Raw genomic sequence first — 18,155 nt, 5'->3', positions numbered from 1 at the left:
CCTGCGGACTGTTGAACGCGCCCGGGGGTGTCGGCCCCCGGGGCGGTCAGTGTGGAGCGGAAGCGGGGTGGCCTCAGCCGCCCAGCTCCTGGTGACGCGCGGCGTGCGCGGCGGCGCCGGTCTCCGTCAGGGAGCCGAACAGGCGCAGCCGGGAGAAGCCGCCGTCCGGGAAGATGTCGATGCGGACGTGCGTGCCGACCGCCGGGGCGTCGAGCACGAAGCGGTGGTTGGTGTCGGGCTGCAGGCGGGTGCGCGGCAGGAACTCCGTCCACTCGCCCTCCTCGCCGGTCTTGACGGACAGCGAGGCCCAGCCGGCCGAGTTGCCCTTGAGGTACGCGGTGTCGATCTCGACGGCGCGGATCTCGGACTCGGCGACGAGCTGGTAGCGGATCCAGTCGTTGCCGTTGTCGCGGCGGCGGGCGGTCTCCCAGCCGTCGTCCATCTTGCGGGAGCGGCCCGGGTTGATGGTGTTGGTCGGCGGGGAGTAGAAGCGGTTGGACGCGTCCTGGACCGAGCCGCCGTTCTCCAGCGCGACGACGTCGAACGTGCCGAGCGTGGCGAGCCACTTCGGGTCCGGGACGACCTCGCCGTACACGCGCAGGCGGGCGATGCCGCCGTCCGGGTGCTGGTTGACGCGCAGGTGCGTGAAGCGCTGCTCGGCGGTCACCTCGAAGCCGTTGGCCGCGTGGCCCCCGACCGCGGTGCGCGGGACGAGTACGGTCCACTTCACGTCGTCGCCCAGGAGCTCCTCCGGGGTCGGCGCGAGGGCGCCTTCCCAGTTGGTGCCCTCGATGGAGACGGCCTGCGGCATGTTGCCGCGGAAGTGGGCGGTGTCGACGACGATGCCGCGGATCACGCCGGGGGCGCCGAGGCGCACCAGGGCGTAGTCGTGGTCCTCGGGCGTCGGCCAGGGCTGGGTGGCGGAGACGCCACGGCGGCGGCGGGTCTCCCAGCCGTCCATGATCTTGCCCTTGTGACCGAAGTGCTCGGGGTCGAAGTGCGCGGCCTCGGCGATGAGGAGGTTCTCGCGCTGGGCGAAGAACTCGTCGTTGGCGAAGGTGACACCAGCGCCCAGCTCACGGGCGGCGAGGTTCGCGTACTGGGTGAACGGGAAGTCCGCGGTGCGGTAGTCCGCGTACGGGTCGCCGCCTCCGTACGGGTTCGCGTTACCGGTGAAAGAGGGAATCGCCACTGTCAGTTCTGCCTTTCGAGGAGGAGGCCCGTGGGCTCGGTCGGGGTGCCGTGGTCGGCGATCTGCGTACCGCGCAGCCAGGTGGACTTCACGACGCCGTGCAGGGTCTTGCCCGCGTACGCCGTGACCTGGTTGCGGTGGTGGAGTTCGGCCGGGTCCACGGTGAACGTTTCTTCGGGGGCCAGGACGGCGAAGTCGGCGTCGCGGCCCACCTCGATCGCGCCCTTCTGCGCCAGGCCGGCGAGGGCGGCCGGGGCGGAGGACATCCAGCGGACGACCTCCTCCAGGCTGCGGCCGCGCTTCTTCGCCTCGGTCCAGATCGCCGGGAGGCCCAGCTGGAGGGAGGAGATGCCGCCCCACGCGGTGGCGAAGTCGCCGGTCTTCAGGTCCGCGGTGGAGGGCGAGTGGTCGGAGACGATGCAGTCGATGGTGCCGTCGGCGAGCGCGTCCCACAGGACGTCCTGGTTGGCGGACTCGCGGATGGGCGGGCAGCACTTGAACTCGGTGGCGCCGTCCGGGACTTCCTCGGCCGTGAGGGTGAGGAAGTGCGGGCAGGACTCGACCGTGATCTGCACGCCCTCGGCCTTGGCGGCGGCGATCAGCGGCAGCGCGGAGGCGGAGGACAGGTGCAGTACGTGGACGCGCCCGTTCAGCCGCTTCGCCTGGTCGATCAGGTTCTGGATCGCGGTGTTCTCGGCGTCCTGCGGGCGGGAGGCCAGGAAGTCGGCGTACTTGGGGCCCGGGTTCTGCGGCGCGGACTCCAGGTGGTGCGGGTCCTCGGCGTGCACGATCAGCAGACCGCCGAAGCCGGTGATCTCGGCGAGCGAGGCGGCCAGCTGCTCCTGGTCGAGGTGGGGGAACTCGTCGACGCCGGAGGGCGACAGGAAGCACTTGAAGCCGAAGACGCCGGCGTCGTGCAGCGGGCGCAGGTCCTTGACGTTGTCGGGCAGCGCGCCGCCCCAGAAGCCGACGTCCACGTGCGCCTTGGTCCGCGCTACCTCCTGCTTGACCACCAGGTTGGCGGTCGTGGTGGTCGGCGGCAGCGAGTTGAGCGGCATGTCGATGATGGTGGTGATGCCACCGGCGGCGGCGGCGCGGGTGGCCGTCCAGAAGCCTTCCCACTCCGTGCGACCGGGGTCGTTCACGTGGACGTGGGTGTCGACGAGGCCGGGGAGGAGCACGTCGTCGCCGAAGTCCTCCAGCCGGGCCCCGGCCGGTACGTCGGCCTCGTACGGCAGCACGGCCGCGATCTTCCCGCCGGCGACGGCCACCGAAGCGGCGCGCGTCCCCTCGGGGGTGATGACGCGCGTCGAGCGCAGTACCAGTTCCACAGCCAGGTCGGACACCGGAACCTCCCCATCTACTTCCACAGAGCGAAATTCAACGTTCTGTTGACGGAGTCTTCCCGTCGATCCTGAACCAGTCAAGAGTGCCCGGACGGACCACTGACCCGCGCGTACCGCAATTGGATGTTTCCACAGGATGGAATTAAGATTTCACTATGCAGAATGTAGCTACCACCACCAGGGACTGGGCGGGTAACTTCCCGAGGATGTCCGCCACCCGGACAAACCACCTCTGACCGGCGGGGACGGCATTGCCCCGGCTCTAGGGCCGACGCCGACCGACCGGTAGGCTGCTTCCTTGCCTGCCAGCACCGAAAGGACCGCGCCGTGCCGACGTCCAGCGCCAGCACCACCGACGCCTCCACCAAGCCCACCGCCGCCAGCGGTGGCGTCCAGTCCCTTGAGCGCGCCTTCGATCTGCTCGAACGTATGGCCGACGCAGGGGGTGAGGTCGGCCTCAGTGAGCTCTCCGCCGCCAGCGGTCTTCCGCTGCCCACCATCCATCGCCTCATGCGCACCCTCGTGGCGTGCGGCTACGTCCGGCAGCAGCCCAACCGACGGTACTCCCTCGGACCCCGGCTGATCCGCCTCGGCGAGTCCGCGTCGCGGCTGCTGGGCACCTGGGCGCGCCCCTACCTCGCCCGTCTGGTCGAGGAGACCGGGGAGACCGCGAACATGGCCCTGCTCGACGGGGACGAGATCGTCTACGTCGCCCAGGTGCCGTCCAAGCACTCCATGCGCATGTTCACCGAGGTCGGCCGCCGCGTGCTGCCGCACTCCACCGGCGTGGGCAAGGCGCTCCTCGCCTACACCCCCGCGGACGAGGTACGGGCCCTGCTCGCGCGCACCGGGATGCCGGCCGCGACCGAGAAGACCATCACCACGCCCGAGGGCTTCCTGGACGCCCTGGAGCAGGTCCGCAAGGCCGGCTACGCGGTCGACGACAACGAGCAGGAAATAGGAGTCCGCTGCCTCGCGGTCTCCGTGCCGAACTCGCCGACCGCCGCCGCGATCTCCATCTCCGGCCCGGCCGGCCGGGTGACCGAGGCCGTCGCCGAGTCCTTCGTGCCGATCCTGCAGGGCGTCGCGGCCGAGCTCTCGGTAGCCCTGCAGAGCCAGAACCCCGCGTAGGCCCCGGCCGGGCGGTGGACCCGCGCAAAGAGCCCGGCGCCCCCAGTGGGGGTGCCGGGCTCTTCCGTACTCCCTGGCGGGCCGCGAGGGCCGGCGCAGCGGGCCGTCGGGCCGGCCTGTCGGTCCGCCCTCCGGTCAGGCCGCCGGGACGCCCTGCGTGAGGCGGCCGTCCGCCATCGTCGCGGTGTGGTCCATGCGGTCCAGGTGCGTGTGGTCGTGGGTGACCAGCACGGTGGCGGTGGAGCGCTCCCGGGTGAGGGTGACCAGCAGGTCCAGGATCGCGGCACCGCGCTCGTGGTCGAGGGCGCTGGTCGGCTCGTCCACCAGCAGCACCGCCGGCTCGTTCATCAGCGCGCGGGCGATGTTGATCCGCTGGCGCTGGCCCCCGGAGAGCTGGTGCGGCCGCTTGTCGGCCTTGTCGGCCAGCCCCACCGCGTCCAGCAGTTCCAGGGCCCGCCGGCGCAGGGCGCGCGCGGGCCGGCCGTGGATGTGCGCCATGACCTGGAGCTGCTCGGCGGCGGTGAGGGAGGCCAGCAGGTTCGGCTGCTGGAAGACGATGCCGATCTTCTCCCGGCGCAGGGCCGACTTCTCGGCCGCCCCGAGCTTCGCGGTGTCCTGCCCCGCGACGACGACCCGCCCCGAATCGGGGGTGACCAGGGTGGCGGCGACGGCGAGCAGGCTGGACTTGCCGGAGCCGGAGGGCCCGATGACGGCCGTCAGGGTGCCGGCCGGCACCTCCAGTCCGACCGCGTCCAGGGCCGTGAGCCGGCCGTCGCCGTCCGGGTAGGTGAGCGTGACGTCGGAAACGAGCAGGGTCATCGGGCACTCCCGAGAGCGGTCAGCGGGTCTACGGCGGTGATCCGCCGGATGGACAGGGCCGCGCCCAGCGCGCCGAGCGCGATCATGATGGCGGCCGGGACCAGCACGGTGGCCGCGTCGAGCACGAAGGGCACGTCGCCCCCGCTGATCAGGGCGCCGAAGCCGACGGCGAGCGCGGTGCCCGCCCCCGTGCCGAGGGCCAGCATCACCACGGCCTGCCCGAGGGCGTCCTTCAGGAGGTACGGGGTGGAGGCACCCAGTGCCTTCAGTACGGCGATGTCCCCGCTGCGCTGGATCGTCCACACGGTGAAGAAGGCACCTATGACGAGGGCGGAGATGGCGAAGAGGAACCCCCGCATCAGCTGCAGCGAGCCGTTCTCGGAGGTGTACGAGCCGATCGCGCTCAGCGCCCCGTCGATGGTCTGGGCCCTGGTCCCGGTGGCCGCGTCCCCGGCCGCCCAGTTCACGTCGTCCTTCCCGTCCAGGGCGACGACGGTGGCGAGGGTGTCGACGGAGGTGCCGGGGTTGCCGATGCGCTGCCAGTCTTCGAGGTCCGTCCACACGACCGGGGTGTGGCTGTAGGCCGCGGTACCGGAGATCCCGGCCACGGTCAGCTCCAGCTGGCCGATCTTGATCCTGGCGCCCGCGGTGAGTCCGCCGAGCTCCTTGGCGGCCTTCTCCGTGAGGACCACCCGCCCCTGGGCGAGGCCGCTCCCGGGGGGCGCGAGAGAGCCCGCCGGGTCCACGCCGAAGGCGGACACGGCGGCGGTCCGCTCACCGGAGACGGCGTTGGTGGTGCGGATGCCCAGCGGCTGCGCCGACGTCACCCCCGGCTGCTCCCGCCAGGCCAGCCAGGCCTTCTCCGGCACCTGGGAGTTGGTGAAGGAGACCTTCTGGTCCCAGGCCGGAGCGGCGAAGGCGAGGCGGGTGGTGGCGGGCAGGCCGGTGATGGCCGAGATGTTCTCCCGTGCCAGGCCGGCGGTGAGCCCGGACAGCAGGCCGACCAACAGCGTGATCAGCAGTACGACCGAGCCCATGAGGGCGAAGCGGCCCTTGGCGAACCGTAGATCTCTCCATGCGACGAACATGTTCCCCACCTTGGTCTTCGGCGTGGACACAAGGCATCGCGCCACAGTAGGGATCCTGGTATCGAAGGACCGACGCGGACATCGAACTTTTGGTTGACCGGGGCCACCGCACCCGGACTTACGCTGGTCAGGCCATGACTCCTCCCGACACGACCGCACCGCGACCGCCCGCGGACACCCGCCCGCAGCACACGGGCACCCGCCCGCCGCACGCACCGGACACCCGCCCGCGGCGCGGTGACCTCCGCGCCCTCACCCCGGTCTCCCGCGTCCTGCGCCTGTGCCTGCACGCGCTGCTCTTCGGCCTGCTCGCGCTCGCCGCCGGACGGGCCGTCGCCGACTCCGCGCCGCGCGCCGGGTGGGTGGTCGCGGCCTGCGCGGTGCTGGCCGCCGTGTACGTCGCCGGCGTACTGGCCCCCGTGGTGCACGCGTCGGCGCGCGCCGGGGCGCTGTGGCTGGCCGGGCTGTCCGCGGCCTGGGTGGGACTGCTCGTGGTCTCCCCCGACGGCCTGTGGATCGCTTTCCCCCTCTACTTCCTGGAGCTGCACCTGCTGCGGCTGCGCTGGGGGGTGGCGGCCGTCGCCGTGACGGCCTGCGCGGCGATCGCCGGCTTCCTCGCGCACAGCAGCGCGGTGACACCCGGGGCGTTCCTCGGACCGCTGCTGGGCGGGGCCGTGGCGGTGGCGACCGTACTGGGCTACCAGGCGCTGTACCGGGAGAGTGAGCGGCGGCGCGAGCTGATCGAGGAGCTCATCACCACCCGGGCCGAGCTGGCGGCGGCCGAGCGGGGCGCGGGAATCCTGGCGGAGCGGGAGCGGCTCGCCCGGGAGATCCACGACACCCTGGCGCAGGGCCTCTCCTCGATCCAGCTGCTGCTGAGGGCGGCGGAGCGGACGCTCTCCGAGGCCCCGGGGGCGGCTCCGGACCCGACGGCGGGCCCGGATCCGACGGCGGCGGCGCTCGCGCACATCGCCCAGGCGCGCCAGGCCGCGCAGGAGAACCTCGCCGAGGCACGCCGCTTCGTACGGGCCCTCACGCCCCCGGACCTGGAGAACGGGTCCCTCCCCGCGGCGCTGGAACGGCTGTGCACGGGGGCTCCGGGCCCCCGGGTCCGGTTCTCCCTCAGCGGCACGCCGCGGCCCCTGCCCACGCCGTACGAGGTGGCGCTGCTGCGGATCGCCCAGTCCGCGCTGGCCAACGTGGTGCGGCACGCGGGGGCGGGGCGCGCCGAGATCACCCTGACCTTCATGGACACCTCCGTGACGCTGGACATCGTCGACGACGGCAAGGGCTTCGACCCCTCCTCCGCCCCCTCGGGCGAGGGCGGCTTCGGCCTGCCCGCGATGCGCTCCCGGGCCGAGACCCTCGGTGGCCTGTTCACGGTCGAGTCCTCCCCCGGCCAGGGCACCGCCGTGGCCGTCACCCTGCCCTTGCCCGCGGAGGCACTGTCATGACGATCCGGCTGCTCCTCGCCGACGACCACCCGGTGGTCCGTGCCGGGCTGCGCGCGGTCCTGGACACCGAGCCGGACTTCGCCGTGGTGGCGGAGGCGGCGACGGCGGAACAGGCGGTGGAGATCGCCGGCCGCGACGGGGTGGACGTGGTCCTGATGGACCTCCAGTTCGGCCCCGGCCCCGGTATGCACGGCTCGGCGGCCACGGCTCTGATCACGTCCCGGCCCGGGGCCCCCCGCGTCCTGGTCCTCACCACGTACGACACGGACGCGGACATCCTGGCGGCGGTGGAGGCCGGCGCCTCGGGCTACCTCCTCAAGGACGCCCCGCCGGAGGAACTCGCGGCGGCGGTCCGTACGGCGGCGGCGGGCCAGTCGGCGCTGGCCCCGGCGGTGGCACTGCGCCTGATGGACCGCATGCGCACGCCCGCGGAGGCCCTGACCAAGCGGGAACTGGAGGTCCTCCAGCTGGTCGCGGACGGCCTGTCGAACCAGCAGATCTCCAAGCAGCTCTTCCTGAGCCAGGCCACGGTCAAATCCCACCTGGTCCACATCTACGCCAAGCTCGGCGTCGACTCCCGCACCTCAGCAGTAGCCGCAGCCGCCACCCGCCGCCTGATCCGCACACCGTAGGCAGTCCAATCCGACCAGACCAATCCAACCCCACCGTGGCCATTCCAGCCCCGCCGCCCTCCCATCCAGCCCCGCCCCGGCAATCCAGCCCCGCCGGGGCAATTCCAGCCCCGCCGGCGTTTGAGGCGCGGGGTCCGGGGCGGAGCCCCGGGGGCTCGGGCGAAGCCCGGGACCCGCGTGCCGCCCACACCCTCTGGCTCACCGCAGTCGCCGCCGGCGCCTTCGAAACCGTCCTGGCGATCACCCGCATGACCACCGAAGGCACCGCCTCCGCCGGCGAGATCGGCGTCGGCCTCGCCGTCCGGCTCTCCGTCTTCGCCGCCGCGGTCCTCATCTCCACCCGGATGCGCGCCGGCGCCCGCTGGGCCCGGATCACCCTCGCCCTCGGCCTCGGCGTGCTCGGGACGGCCTCCATGGTGCTCCAGCCGATCGGCTACCTCCTCGACGGCGGCTCCCTCTCCGCGGCCGCCTCCCGGGCCGGAGCCCTCGACTGGGTGTTCGGCGCCAGCCGGGCCGTCCACGTGGGCGCCGTCCTCACGGCCGTGTTCCTGATGTTCCGCCCCTCCTCGAACGCCTACTTCCGCACATCGGCCTGAGACGCGCCGAGCCCGGCCGGGGGCACCCAGGGGCCCAGGTGTTCAGGGGCCCGGCAAGCAGGGGTGCCCCCGCCTACGCCACCCAGTACGGCCGCTCCACCGCCGAAGGCAGCGGCACGCCGTCGTGGAAGGCCGCCGCCAGCCGGCGTACGCCCTCGTCCAGCCGGTCCGCCGGCAGGGTGTACGGAATCCGCAGCCGGTGCTCGAAGGTCCCGGGGTCCACCCCGAAGCGGGCCCCGCGCCCGATGTGCACGCCGGCCTCCGCCGCCCGCTCCCCCAGCGCGGAGCTCACCGGCTCGCCCAGGTCCACCCAGAGCGAGAGCCCGCCCGGCGGCACCTGCCAGGACCACTCCGGCGTGTGCCGCTCCAGCGAGGCGACGAGCGCCGCCCGCTGCTCCCGCAGCTGCTGCAGCCGCGCGGGCAGGGACCGCTCCAGCCCCTCCAGCAGCGGCAGGGCCACGAGCTGGTCCAGTACCGACCCGGTCATGTCGCTCGCGACCCGTACCGCCGTCAGCTCCGTGATCATCTTGGCGGTGGCCCGGACCCACCCGACCCGCAGCCCGCCCCAGTGCGTCTTGCTCAGCGACCCGATGGTCACCACGTGGTCGGCCCCGCCCCGCGGCCCGAGCGAGGCCGTCGGGGCGGGCGCCGGCACGTCGAGCGCGATGTCGGCGATGGTCTCGTCGACCACCAGCCAGGTCCCGGTCCGCCGCGTCGCCTCCAGCAGCCGCACCCGCTGCTCCTGCGGCATCAGCGCACCGGTCGGGTTGTGGAAGTCGGGGATGACGTACGCGAGCCGGGGCACGGTCTGGCGCAGCGTGGACTCGGCTATCTCCAGGTCCCAGCCCGCGTCGGAGACGGAGATCGACCCGGTGCGCAGCCGCGCGTGCCGCAATGCGTCCAGGGCGTTGGCGTAGGTCGGGTTCTCGGTCATCACCCGGTCCCCGGGCCGGCACAGCAGGCTCACGACCAGCGCGAACGCCTGCTGCGCGCCCGCCGTGACGAGGATCTGCTCCGGGCGGGTCGCGAGCCCGCGCCGGGTGAACCGCTCGGCGATGGCGGTGCGCAGGTCGGGCAGGCCGAAGGGGTGGTAGCCGGGGTTGCGGGCGAGCGCCGGGAGCCTGGGCGCGGCCCAGGCCACCGCGTCGGCGAGGCTGCCCTCGGGGGCGCCCATGGCGGCGATGGCGAGGTCGATGCCGGGGTCGCCGTCGGCGCTGTAGCCGCCGGCGCCGACGAGGGTGTGCGCGCCGACGGGGCCGTGGCCTTCGGGGAGCTCGGTCCAGGTGCCGGAGCCGCGCCGGCTGCGGACGTAGCCGCTCTCGCGCAGCAGGTCGTAGGCGCCGGTGATGGTGGCCCGGCTGGCCCCGACCGCTTCGGCGAGCTCGCGCTCGGCCGGCAGCCGTACGTGCAGGGGCACCCGGCCGTCGAGGATCAGGGTGCGGATCGCATCGGCCAGGGCCCGGTAGCCGGGGCGGGCCAGCACCTCCGCCGGGAGCAGGGCCGCCAGCTGTCGGCTGCCCATCGTCCTGTCCGCCGTATGGACCACTCGCCCGTTTGCCATGCCAACCTCCCCTGATTGGCTCTGCCTGCCAGGCCAATCCGAGTCCAGACTCGCTGTATTGGCCCCCGATTGGCAAGGAGATGCCGCGATGTTGACCGACCGTGACGAACGAGCACTGATCGCCGCCGCCGAGGACCGGATCACCGATCCCCTGCGGGCCGGTGCCGCGCTGGCCGCCGTACGGGGCTTCCTGCGGGGTCTGCGGAGCGGCGAGCGAGAATCGGTGACATGTCACCCCACAGCAACCCCGAGCGGCACCAGCAGCGACACGAGCACGACCACGAGCCCGACCGGAAGCACGCACCCGCGGACCACAGCGCTCCCCCGGTGATCGCGGGCCTGCTCCTCGCGGCCGGCGGCGGCCGGCGCCTGGGCGGCCGCCCGAAGGCCCTGCTGCCCTACCGGGGCCGCCCGCTGGTGGAGAACGCCGTACGGGTGCTGCGCGAGGCGGGCTGCCGCCCGCTCCACGTGGTGCTCGGCGCGTCGGCGGCCGAGGTGCGCGAGCGCGCCGACCTGAGCGGATGCGTGGTGACCGACAACCCGGACTGGGCCGAAGGCATGGGCTCCTCCCTGCGGGTCGGTCTGGCCTCGCTGGCCGGTACGGGTGCCGGCGCGGCCCTGGTGTCACTGGTGGACCAGCCGGGCATCGGCCCGGAGGCGGTGGCCCGGGTCCGCGCGGCCTACCGCTCCACGACGAGCCTGGTGGCGGCGGCGTACGACGGCGAGCGCGGACACCCGGTGCTCTTCGGGGCGGACCGCTGGCCGGACATCGTGGCGACGGCCACCGGCGACAAGGGCGCGCGGGTGCACTTGTCGGCGCACGCGCATGAGCTCACGCTGGTCGAGTGCGGGGACATCGCGGAGCCCTTCGACATCGACACCCCGCCCGACCTGGCACGACTCGCTTGAGCCGGACTCGCGTCCGGCCTGAGCGGGGTGTGACCGCAGTGGCACTGAGGGCCACCGTGAACCGGAATCTGTCGACTCAGAGAATCTCGACATCAACAAACCATTGAACTTCCACCATGAGGAAATTACTATCCACTGGTCAGAAGCGCCCTGAACCCCCAGACGGCGCCCGCGACCGTATCCCGGAACTCTCCACACCCGGCGGCACTGCGTGCCGTCTTGCGCGAGCATTCCCCGCGGCCGCCAGGCACCGCCGCTGAAGGAGTGACAGATATGTCCGCACCAGCGCCGTCATCGCTGGCCATCGTCGACGCCGAGCCCCTGCCCCGGCAGGACGAGGTCCTCACGGATGCGGCTCTCGCGTTCGTGGCCGAGCTCCACCGGCGGTTCGCCCCCCGTCGTGCCGAGCTCCTCGCCCGCCGCTCCGTGCGCCGCGCCGAGATCGCCCGTACTTCCACCCTGGACTTCCTCCCGGACACCGCACAGGTCCGCGAGGGCGACTGGAAGGTGGCGCCGGCCCCGGCCGCGCTGAACGACCGCCGTGTGGAGATCACCGGTCCGACGGACCGCAAGATGACCATCAACGCCCTGAACTCGGGCGCCAAGGTCTGGCTCGCGGACTTCGAGGACGCCTCGGCTCCCACCTGGGAGAACGTCGTCCTCGGCCAGCTCAACCTGATCGACGCCTACGAGCGCCGCATCGACTTCACCGACGCCCGCACCGGCAAGGCGTACGCCCTCAAGCCCGCCGAGGAGCTCGCCACCGTCGTGATGCGCCCGCGCGGCTGGCACCTCGAGGAGCGCCACCTGCGCTTCGAGGACGGCCCGGCGTCCGGCTCGCTCGTCGACTTCGGCCTGTACTTCTTCCACAACGCGAAGCGGCTGATCGACCTCGGCAAGGGCCCGTACTTCTACCTGCCGAAGACGGAGTCGCACCTGGAGGCTCGCCTCTGGAACGACATCTTCGTCTTCGCCCAGGACTACGTCGGCATCCCGCAGGGCACGGTCCGCGCGACCGTCCTGATCGAGACGATCACCGCCGCGTACGAGATGGAAGAGATCCTCTACGAGCTGCGCGACCACGCGGCCGGCCTGAACGCGGGCCGCTGGGACTACCTCTTCTCCATCGTCAAGAACTTCCGTGACGGCGGCGAGAAGTTCGTCCTGCCGGACCGCAACGCGGTGACGATGACCGCCCCGTTCATGCGCGCCTACACCGAGCTGCTGGTCAAGACCTGCCACAAGCGCGGCGCGCACGCCATCGGCGGCATGGCGGCCTTCATCCCGTCCCGCAAGGACGCCGAGATCAACAAGGTCGCCTTCGAGAAGGTCAAGGCCGACAAGGACCGCGAGGCCGGCGACGGCTTCGACGGCTCCTGGGTCGCCCACCCCGACCTGGTCCCGATCGCGATGGCCTCCTTCGACGCGGTCCTCGGCGAGAAGCCGAACCAGAAGGACCGCCTGCGCGAGGACGTCCACGTGGCCCCGGGCGAGCTCATCGCGATCGACTCCCTGGACGCGAAGCCGACGTACGAGGGCCTGCGCAACGCGGTCCAGGTCGGCATCCGCTACATCGAGGCCTGGCTGCGCGGCCTCGGCGCCGTCGGCATCTTCGGCCTGATGGAGGACGCGGCCACCGCCGAGATCTCCCGCTCGCAGATCTGGCAGTGGATCAACGCCGGCGTGGTCTTCGAGAACGGCAAGCTCGCCACCGCGGACCTGGCCCGCGAGGTCGCCGCCGCCGAACTCGCCGCGATCCGCGCCGAGGTCGGCGAGGAGGCCTTCACCTCCGGCAAGTGGCAGCAGGCCCACGACCTCCTCCTCCAGGTCTCCCTGGACGCGGACTACGCCGACTTCCTCACCCTCCCGGCGTACGACCAGCTGATCGGCTAGCCCACAGCCTCCGGCTGAAACGCACAGCAGCCGGACACCCGACACCGCCCCCGGAGCCAGTGGCTCCGGGGGCGGTGTCATGTGCGCACGGACCGAACGACCGATCGGTTGTTACTTGTTCGTAACTTGCCTGTACCTAGCGGTAACAACGTGCGGGGTGGCACCTTTCCGATTGCCACCGGCCGGAGGTAACCCCCACTTATCCAGCCATGCCCCGGAGTTGTTCCTGGCTCCCGCATGGCCGACCGCAGGAGTTCCGCAGTGATCGGATTCCGCAACGACAGCATGGACCGGGCCCGTCGGGTGCGACGACTGGCCGGGATCGGGATGGCACTGCCGCTCGTCGCCGGGGCGCTGGTGGCCGCAGGGGCCGGGACCGCCGTGGCCGGGCCGGGGAGCGGGCCCACCGCCGTGGTGTCCATGGGCGACAGCTACATCTCCGGCGAGGCCGGGCGCTGGAAGGGCAACAGCCTGACCAACAGCGGGAACCGGACCGGCACCGACCGGGCGTGGGTCAGCGGCAGCACCTACGACCCCGGCAAGGTGTACGGGACCACCGCCGGCGGGTGTCACCGGTCGGACTCCGCCGAGGTGAAGAGCGCCGGGGCCGTCGCCGACGTCGCGATCAACCTGGCCTGCTCCGGGGCGGTGTCGCAGAACGTGTTCCGCGCCTCCAACGGCGGCGTCTCCTTCAAGGGCGAGGCCCCGCAGGCCGATCAGCTCGCCGCCGTGGCCGCCAGCAACAACGTCAAGGTCATCGCGCTGTCCATCGGCGGGAACGACCTCGGCTTCGCCGACATCATCAAGGAGTGCGCGTACGACTTCGTGCTCTGGAACTCGTACTGCTACGACGACCAGCAGGCGGGCGTGGACCAGAAGATCGACGCCGTGATGGCCGACGTCGGCAAGTCCGTGGACGAGGTGCGGGCCGTCATGCGCGGCGCCGGTTACGCCGACTCCTCGTACCGGATCGTGCTGCAGTCCTACCCGTCGCCGATCCCGCGCGGGGTCGAGAACCGGTACACGCAGAGCGACTGGAGCAGGCTCAACACCGGCGGGTGCCCGTTCTGGAACAAGGACTCCGACTGGGCGCGCGACTCGCTCGTACCGCAGATCGCCGGGCGCATCAAGGGGGTCGCCGCCGCCAAGGGCGTGCAGTTCCTGGACCTGAAGGACATGATGCAGGGGCGCGAGGTCTGCGCGAAGGCGAGCAAGCAGGTGACCACCGCGGTGCCCGCCTCGGCGAAGACGAGCGAGTGGGCGCGCTGGATCGACAGCAGCGAGACGCAGGGGCTGATCCAGGAGTCCATGCACCCGAACTACTTCGGCCAGCTGGCGGCCGGGCGCTGCCTGGCGCTGGTCGTGGCGCAGCCGGCGAGCAGCGGGTTCGGCTGCAAGAACACCGCCGGCGGCGATCAGACGGGGATGTACCTGACCCCCGCGCCGTAACGGACGGACCGGCGCGGCGCCTCCCCGAGGCGCTGCCGCCTCCCACGGACGGCCGCCCAGGGTCCCGGACGCATCGCGCCGGGACCCTCCGGGTTCCGGTCCGCGGGGAATTCGGATGATCGGCAGCGAGCCGCCTGGCATGCTCTCGCCCATGGCAGCACGAGCGGCACGTCCCAGTCTCTACATCTCCGTCGACATCGAGGCCGACGGACCCATTCCCGGCCCCTATTCGATGATCAGCTTCGGGGCCTCCGTGGCCGGTCGGCAGGACGGGGCTTCGTATACGGCGGCCGATCCGGAACGCGACACCTTCTACCGGGAGTTGCGTCCGATCAGTGACGCGTACGTGCCGGAGGCGCTCGCCGTGAGCGGGCTGGACCGGGACCGGCTGGTCCGCGAGGGCGCCGACCCGGCGGTGGCGATGGCGGAGTTCCGCGCCTGGGTGCGGGAGGTCTCGGCCGGGGCGCAGCCGGTGATGTGCGGGTACCCGGCTTCCTTCGACTGGACCTTCCTGTACTGGTACTTGATGAGCTTCGGCGGCGACAGCCCCTTCGGGCACTCGGGCTGCATGGACATGAAGACCCTCTACGCGACCAAGGCCCGCGTCCCGCTCCGCGCCGCCGTGAAGGGCCGCATGCCGCGCGAACTCCTCTCGCGCCGCCCGCACACCCACAACGCCCTGGACGACGCGATCGAACAGGCCGAACTGATGAGCAACCTCATGCTGTGGGTCCCGCCCGCCCCCTGACCCCGCTCAGGTCGCCAGTTCCGGGAGGAGGGCGCGCAAGGGGGTGCGGGCGCCCGTGGCGTAGGACGTGCGGAAGGCTTCCGGGGTGAGGCGGGCGCGGGCGACCTGCTGTGCGCGGGGGGTGCAGGCGGCTCGGGGGCGGTTTCGGGAGACGGCACCCAGGAGGCGGGCGGCTTCGGCGTAGCGGCCCTGGTCCGCCTCCAGTTCGGCGAGGAGTTCCACCGAGAAGGCCTGCCCGAGCCGGTCGTCGAGCGCGAGCTGGGTCCGCAGGGCGCGCAGCAGTTCGGTGCGGGCCAGCGCCGGGTGGCCCTCCCGGCGCTGGACCACGGCGTGGGCGTAGCTCAGCCAGGAGCGGGCCCACAGGTCTGCCGGGGCGTCCGGCAGGCCGTCCTCGACCGGGACCGATGCCGGGTCCGTGTGGGCGACGGCCATGGTGTGCGCGGCCGCCAGGGCTTCGCGGCCGGGTCCGAACTCGGGCTGTTCCGGCAGGAGTTCGAGGCCGTCCCGGTACTCCGCGGCGGCGTCCTCGAAGCGCTCCTCCCACAGCGCGATCGTGCCCCGTACGTGCGCGAGGTAGGCCAGGCAGGTGTCCTCCCCCTCGTGCACGGCCGCGGTCCACGCCTCCACGAGCAGCGGATCGGCGCCGTTCGCCTCGCCGAAGCAGGCGACGAGCCACGCCGCGAGCCACAGCGCCCTGGCGGGCCGGGGCGCCGGGTGCAGGGCCAGGGCCCGTTCCAGGTGCTGCCGCCCCTCCGCGACCATCCCGCACGCGGACCACAGGAACCACAGGGACACCGCGATCTCCAGGGCCGTGCCCGGCCCGCTGGCGGAGAGCGGGTTCATCGCGGCGCGCAGCTCGGGCAGTTCCCGTACGGCGAGGGCGCGCGCCTCCCGCTGCGCTCCGGCGCGCCACAGCTGCGCCGCGCGCTCGGCCAGGACCCGGCAGCGCTCGTGGTGGCGCCGGGCCGTGGTCGGACCGTCCCCGGCGGGACCGTGCGCGAGCAGCCGGCCCGCGTACGCCCGTACGGACAGGGGCAGTCGGTAGCGGCCCGGTCCGGCGTCCGCCAGCAGGCCGGGGGCCAGCCGTTGCAGGGCCTCGACGGCGGTGTCCGGGGTGAGCGCCCCGAAGCCGCAGACCTCGGCGACGGCCGCCCGGTCGAAGGAGCCGGCGAAGACGGACAGCCGCTCCCAGAGCAGCCGCTCGGTGGGCGAGGCGAGCCGGAGGGAACGCTCGGCGTCGACCCTCGTGCCGCGGCCGGCGCCGCCCGCGAGGAAGGCCAGCGGGTCGGAGCCGAGTTTGCGGAGCGCCTGCGCGGGCGCGTACTGGTGCGCGCGCCCCGCCGCGAGCTCCAGTGCGCCGGGGATCCCGTCGAGGGCCCGGCACAGCGCGCCCACGGCGGCCGCGTTGCGCTCGGTCAGCTCGAAGAAGGGGTCCGCTCCGCGCGCCCGCTCCTCGAAGAGCCGGACGGCCGCGTACCCCTCGATGCCCGCCACGGGGAACCGCTCGGCGGGATCCGGCGCCACGTCACCCTCCGGGACCGACAGCGGCGGTACGGCGAGCACCGCCTCCCCGGCCAGCCGCAGCCTGCGCTGCGAGGTGGCCAGAATGCGCAGCCCCGGAAGGCGCAGCAGCAGTTCGGCCGCGAGCCCCGCACCGGCCTCCCCGAGCTGCTCGCAGCCGTCGAGGACGAGCAGCGCCTCGCGCCCCGCGAGCCGGTCGACGAGCGCGCCCTCCAGCTCCGCCCAGCGGCGTTCGGGCAGGGTCGCGAGATCCACCCAGACGGTGTCGAGCCCGTCCCGCCCGTTCAGCGTGCGTACGGTGCGCACGGCGAGCCGGGTCTTGCCGATTCCGGCCGGTCCGGTGAGCGTGACCAGGCGCTGCGTGGCGAGCAGCGAGGCGAGGGCGGTCAGCTCCCGCTCCCGTCCGATGAAACTGGACAACTCGGCGGGCACCGCCTGGCGCATGCCCGAGCCGGCCTCCCCCACACGTCCTCCTGCGATGTCCGATCACGTGCGCGCAACCGTGTCGTCAACAGTTGAATGCACAAAGACAGATGATCGGCTCATAATCCCCTTGTCCCGTCACTGACCGGGAGAACCACCAGGGGAGGGTATGAACTCGGCCATTTCCGCCATCGACGACACGGACCGGGCGCTCGTCCACGCGCTCCAGCTCGCGCCCCGCGCGAGCTGGGAGCTGCTGGGGCCGGTGCTCGGCGTGCGCCCGGACACCCTGGCACGCCGCTGGGAGCGGCTCACCGGGACCGGCGAGGCGTGGCTGACGGGGCTCGGGCTGCGGACCGGCGCCCAGATCCCCTCCATGGCCTGGGTGGAGGTCATGTGCACGGCGGGCACCTCGCCCTCGGTGGGCGACGACCTCGTGTCCGACGCGCACACCCTGGGCGTCGAGCACACCACCGGCGGCCGTGACCTGCTGGCGTTCGTGGCCGTCCCGGACCTGCCCACGCTGTACCGGTACCTGACCACCCGCGTGCAGCGCATCGACGGTGTGGTCGGCACCCGCACCTCCATGGTGACGGCGGTGCACTACGCCCCCGACCGCTGGCGCCTGGACCAGCTGACCCCGGGCCAGACCGACCGGCTCACCGGCCGGACCCGGCGCCGGGCGGCGGGCGGGACACCGGCCCTGCCCACGGTCACGCCGCTGCAGGAGGAGGACCGGCCGCTCGTGCTGGCGCTGGCCGCGGACGCGCGGCGCAGCGTGGCCTCGCTGGCGCGGGAGTTCGCGATGAGCGAGTCGACCGTACGGCGCCGGCTGACGCGCCTGGAGGCCGGGCAGAGCCTGCGCTACAGCTGCACGCTGGCGTCGGGACTGTCGGGCTGGCCGGTGTCGGCGACGCTGTGGGCGGAGGCCTCCGAGTACGAGCTCGCGGACTGCGCCGCGGTGGCGGCGGGACTGCGCGAGACCCGAACGTGCATGTCCGTCAGCGGCCCCTGGAACTTCATGATCAGCGCCCGGCTCCGCACGGTGGAGGACCTCTCCCGCTACACGGCGGAACTCACCCGTCGGCTGCCGGGCCTGCGCATCACGGACTCGGCGGTGGCCCTGCACGTACGCAAGTCGGAGGCCCAGGAACTGGACCACACCGGCCGCCGCCTCCGCACGGTCCTCCCGGACATCTGGACCGACCCGACCGGCTCCGGCCCCGCAGGCGAATCCGGCCCCGCCCAATCCGGCCCCGCCGGCGTTTGAGGCGCGGAGTCCGGGGCGGAGCCCCAGAAGCTCGGCCGCAGCCGCGGCCGACGGGCCGGGGCGCAGCCCGGAAAACACGTACGGCGGTGCGGACGTCAACCCCGCAGTGGGTGACGTACGCAC

At 72.9% G+C, this 18,155-nt stretch carries 15 protein-coding genes; 9 read left to right on the top strand and 6 right to left on the bottom strand.

Annotated features, from left to right (window positions below):
• Positions 1–73 precede the first annotated feature (73 nt).
• Positions 74–1,192 (bottom strand): allantoicase, encoded by a 1,119-nt coding sequence (alc, locus tag ACWGDE_RS21815; RefSeq protein ID WP_453390659.1) that lies wholly within the window; start codon positions 1,190–1,192, stop codon positions 74–76.
• Positions 1,193–1,194: 2 nt separating this feature from the next.
• Positions 1,195–2,529, bottom strand: a complete 1,335-nt coding sequence (allB, locus tag ACWGDE_RS21810; RefSeq protein WP_453390661.1) for an allantoinase AllB — start codon at positions 2,527–2,529, stop codon at positions 1,195–1,197.
• 336 nt (positions 2,530–2,865) lie between these two features.
• Here allB and ACWGDE_RS21805 point away from each other — a divergent pair, with 336 nt between their 5' ends.
• Positions 2,866–3,669 (top strand): IclR family transcriptional regulator, encoded by an 804-nt coding sequence (locus ACWGDE_RS21805; RefSeq protein WP_453390658.1) that lies wholly within the window; start codon positions 2,866–2,868, stop codon positions 3,667–3,669.
• Positions 3,670–3,804: 135 nt separating this feature from the next.
• Here the strand turns inward: ACWGDE_RS21805 and ACWGDE_RS21800 are convergent, their stop codons facing one another.
• Together ACWGDE_RS21800 and ACWGDE_RS21795 are read right to left on the bottom strand one after the other, a co-directional pair.
• The gene (locus tag ACWGDE_RS21800; RefSeq protein ID WP_453390657.1) at positions 3,805–4,488 is read right to left on the bottom strand and encodes an ABC transporter ATP-binding protein; all 684 of its coding nucleotides are present in this window, start codon (positions 4,486–4,488) and stop codon (positions 3,805–3,807) included.
• Positions 4,485–5,576: an ABC transporter permease gene (locus ACWGDE_RS21795; protein ID WP_453390656.1), complete on the bottom strand. Its 1,092-nt coding sequence runs from the start codon at positions 5,574–5,576 to the stop codon at positions 4,485–4,487. Before ACWGDE_RS21795 ends, ACWGDE_RS21800 begins: the two co-directional genes overlap by 4 nt.
• A gap of 134 nt (positions 5,577–5,710) precedes the next feature.
• On the opposite strand from ACWGDE_RS21795, the gene ACWGDE_RS21790 reads away from it, so the two are divergent.
• The 3 genes from ACWGDE_RS21790 to ACWGDE_RS21780 all read left to right on the top strand — a co-directional run bounded on the left by ACWGDE_RS21790 (position 5,711) and on the right by ACWGDE_RS21780 (position 8,258).
• Positions 5,711–7,030, top strand: coding sequence for a sensor histidine kinase (locus tag ACWGDE_RS21790; RefSeq protein ID WP_453390655.1), 1,320 nt, complete (start codon positions 5,711–5,713; stop codon positions 7,028–7,030).
• On the top strand, positions 7,027–7,662 hold the full coding sequence (locus ACWGDE_RS21785) for a response regulator (RefSeq protein ID WP_453390654.1): 636 nt from the start codon (positions 7,027–7,029) through the stop codon (positions 7,660–7,662). Before ACWGDE_RS21790 ends, ACWGDE_RS21785 begins: the two co-directional genes overlap by 4 nt.
• Before the next feature lie 248 nt (positions 7,663–7,910).
• Entirely contained in the window at positions 7,911–8,258 is a 348-nt protein-coding gene (locus tag ACWGDE_RS21780) for a hypothetical protein (RefSeq protein WP_453390653.1), read from the top strand.
• Positions 8,259–8,331: 73 nt separating this feature from the next.
• Here the strand turns inward: ACWGDE_RS21780 and yczR are convergent, their stop codons facing one another.
• Positions 8,332–9,819, bottom strand: coding sequence for a MocR-like transcription factor YczR (gene yczR, locus ACWGDE_RS21775; protein ID WP_453390652.1), 1,488 nt, complete (start codon positions 9,817–9,819; stop codon positions 8,332–8,334).
• Between the two features lie 327 nt (positions 9,820–10,146).
• On the opposite strand from yczR, the gene ACWGDE_RS21770 reads away from it, so the two are divergent.
• From ACWGDE_RS21770 to ACWGDE_RS21755, 4 genes are all read left to right on the top strand, one after another.
• A complete protein-coding gene (locus ACWGDE_RS21770) occupies positions 10,147–10,728 on the top strand; it encodes a nucleotidyltransferase family protein (protein ID WP_453390660.1) in 582 nt (193 codons plus the stop codon).
• A 273-nt stretch (positions 10,729–11,001) separates the two neighbouring features.
• Positions 11,002–12,621 (top strand): malate synthase A, encoded by a 1,620-nt coding sequence (aceB, locus tag ACWGDE_RS21765; RefSeq protein ID WP_453390651.1) that lies wholly within the window; start codon positions 11,002–11,004, stop codon positions 12,619–12,621.
• Positions 12,622–12,882: 261 nt separating this feature from the next.
• On the top strand, positions 12,883–14,070 hold the full coding sequence (locus ACWGDE_RS21760; protein WP_453390650.1) for a GDSL-type esterase/lipase family protein: 1,188 nt from the start codon (positions 12,883–12,885) through the stop codon (positions 14,068–14,070).
• A gap of 151 nt (positions 14,071–14,221) precedes the next feature.
• Complete coding sequence (locus ACWGDE_RS21755) at positions 14,222–14,818, top strand: 3'-5' exonuclease (RefSeq protein WP_453390649.1); 597 nt, start codon at positions 14,222–14,224, stop codon at positions 14,816–14,818.
• A gap of 6 nt (positions 14,819–14,824) precedes the next feature.
• On the opposite strand, the gene ACWGDE_RS21750 is transcribed toward ACWGDE_RS21755, so the two are convergent.
• A complete protein-coding gene (locus ACWGDE_RS21750) occupies positions 14,825–16,804 on the bottom strand; it encodes an ATP-binding protein (protein ID WP_453390648.1) in 1,980 nt (659 codons plus the stop codon).
• 127 nt (positions 16,805–16,931) lie between these two features.
• Between ACWGDE_RS21750 and ACWGDE_RS21745 the strand changes: the two genes are divergently transcribed.
• On the top strand, positions 16,932–18,032 hold the full coding sequence (locus ACWGDE_RS21745; protein ID WP_453390647.1) for an Lrp/AsnC family transcriptional regulator: 1,101 nt from the start codon (positions 16,932–16,934) through the stop codon (positions 18,030–18,032).
• Positions 18,033–18,155 lie beyond the last annotated feature (123 nt).

The organism is Streptomyces sp. NPDC054956 (assembly GCF_053609185.1).
Note: the sequence above shows the minus strand (reverse complement) of the source record. Positions and strands in the feature narration are given on the sequence as shown.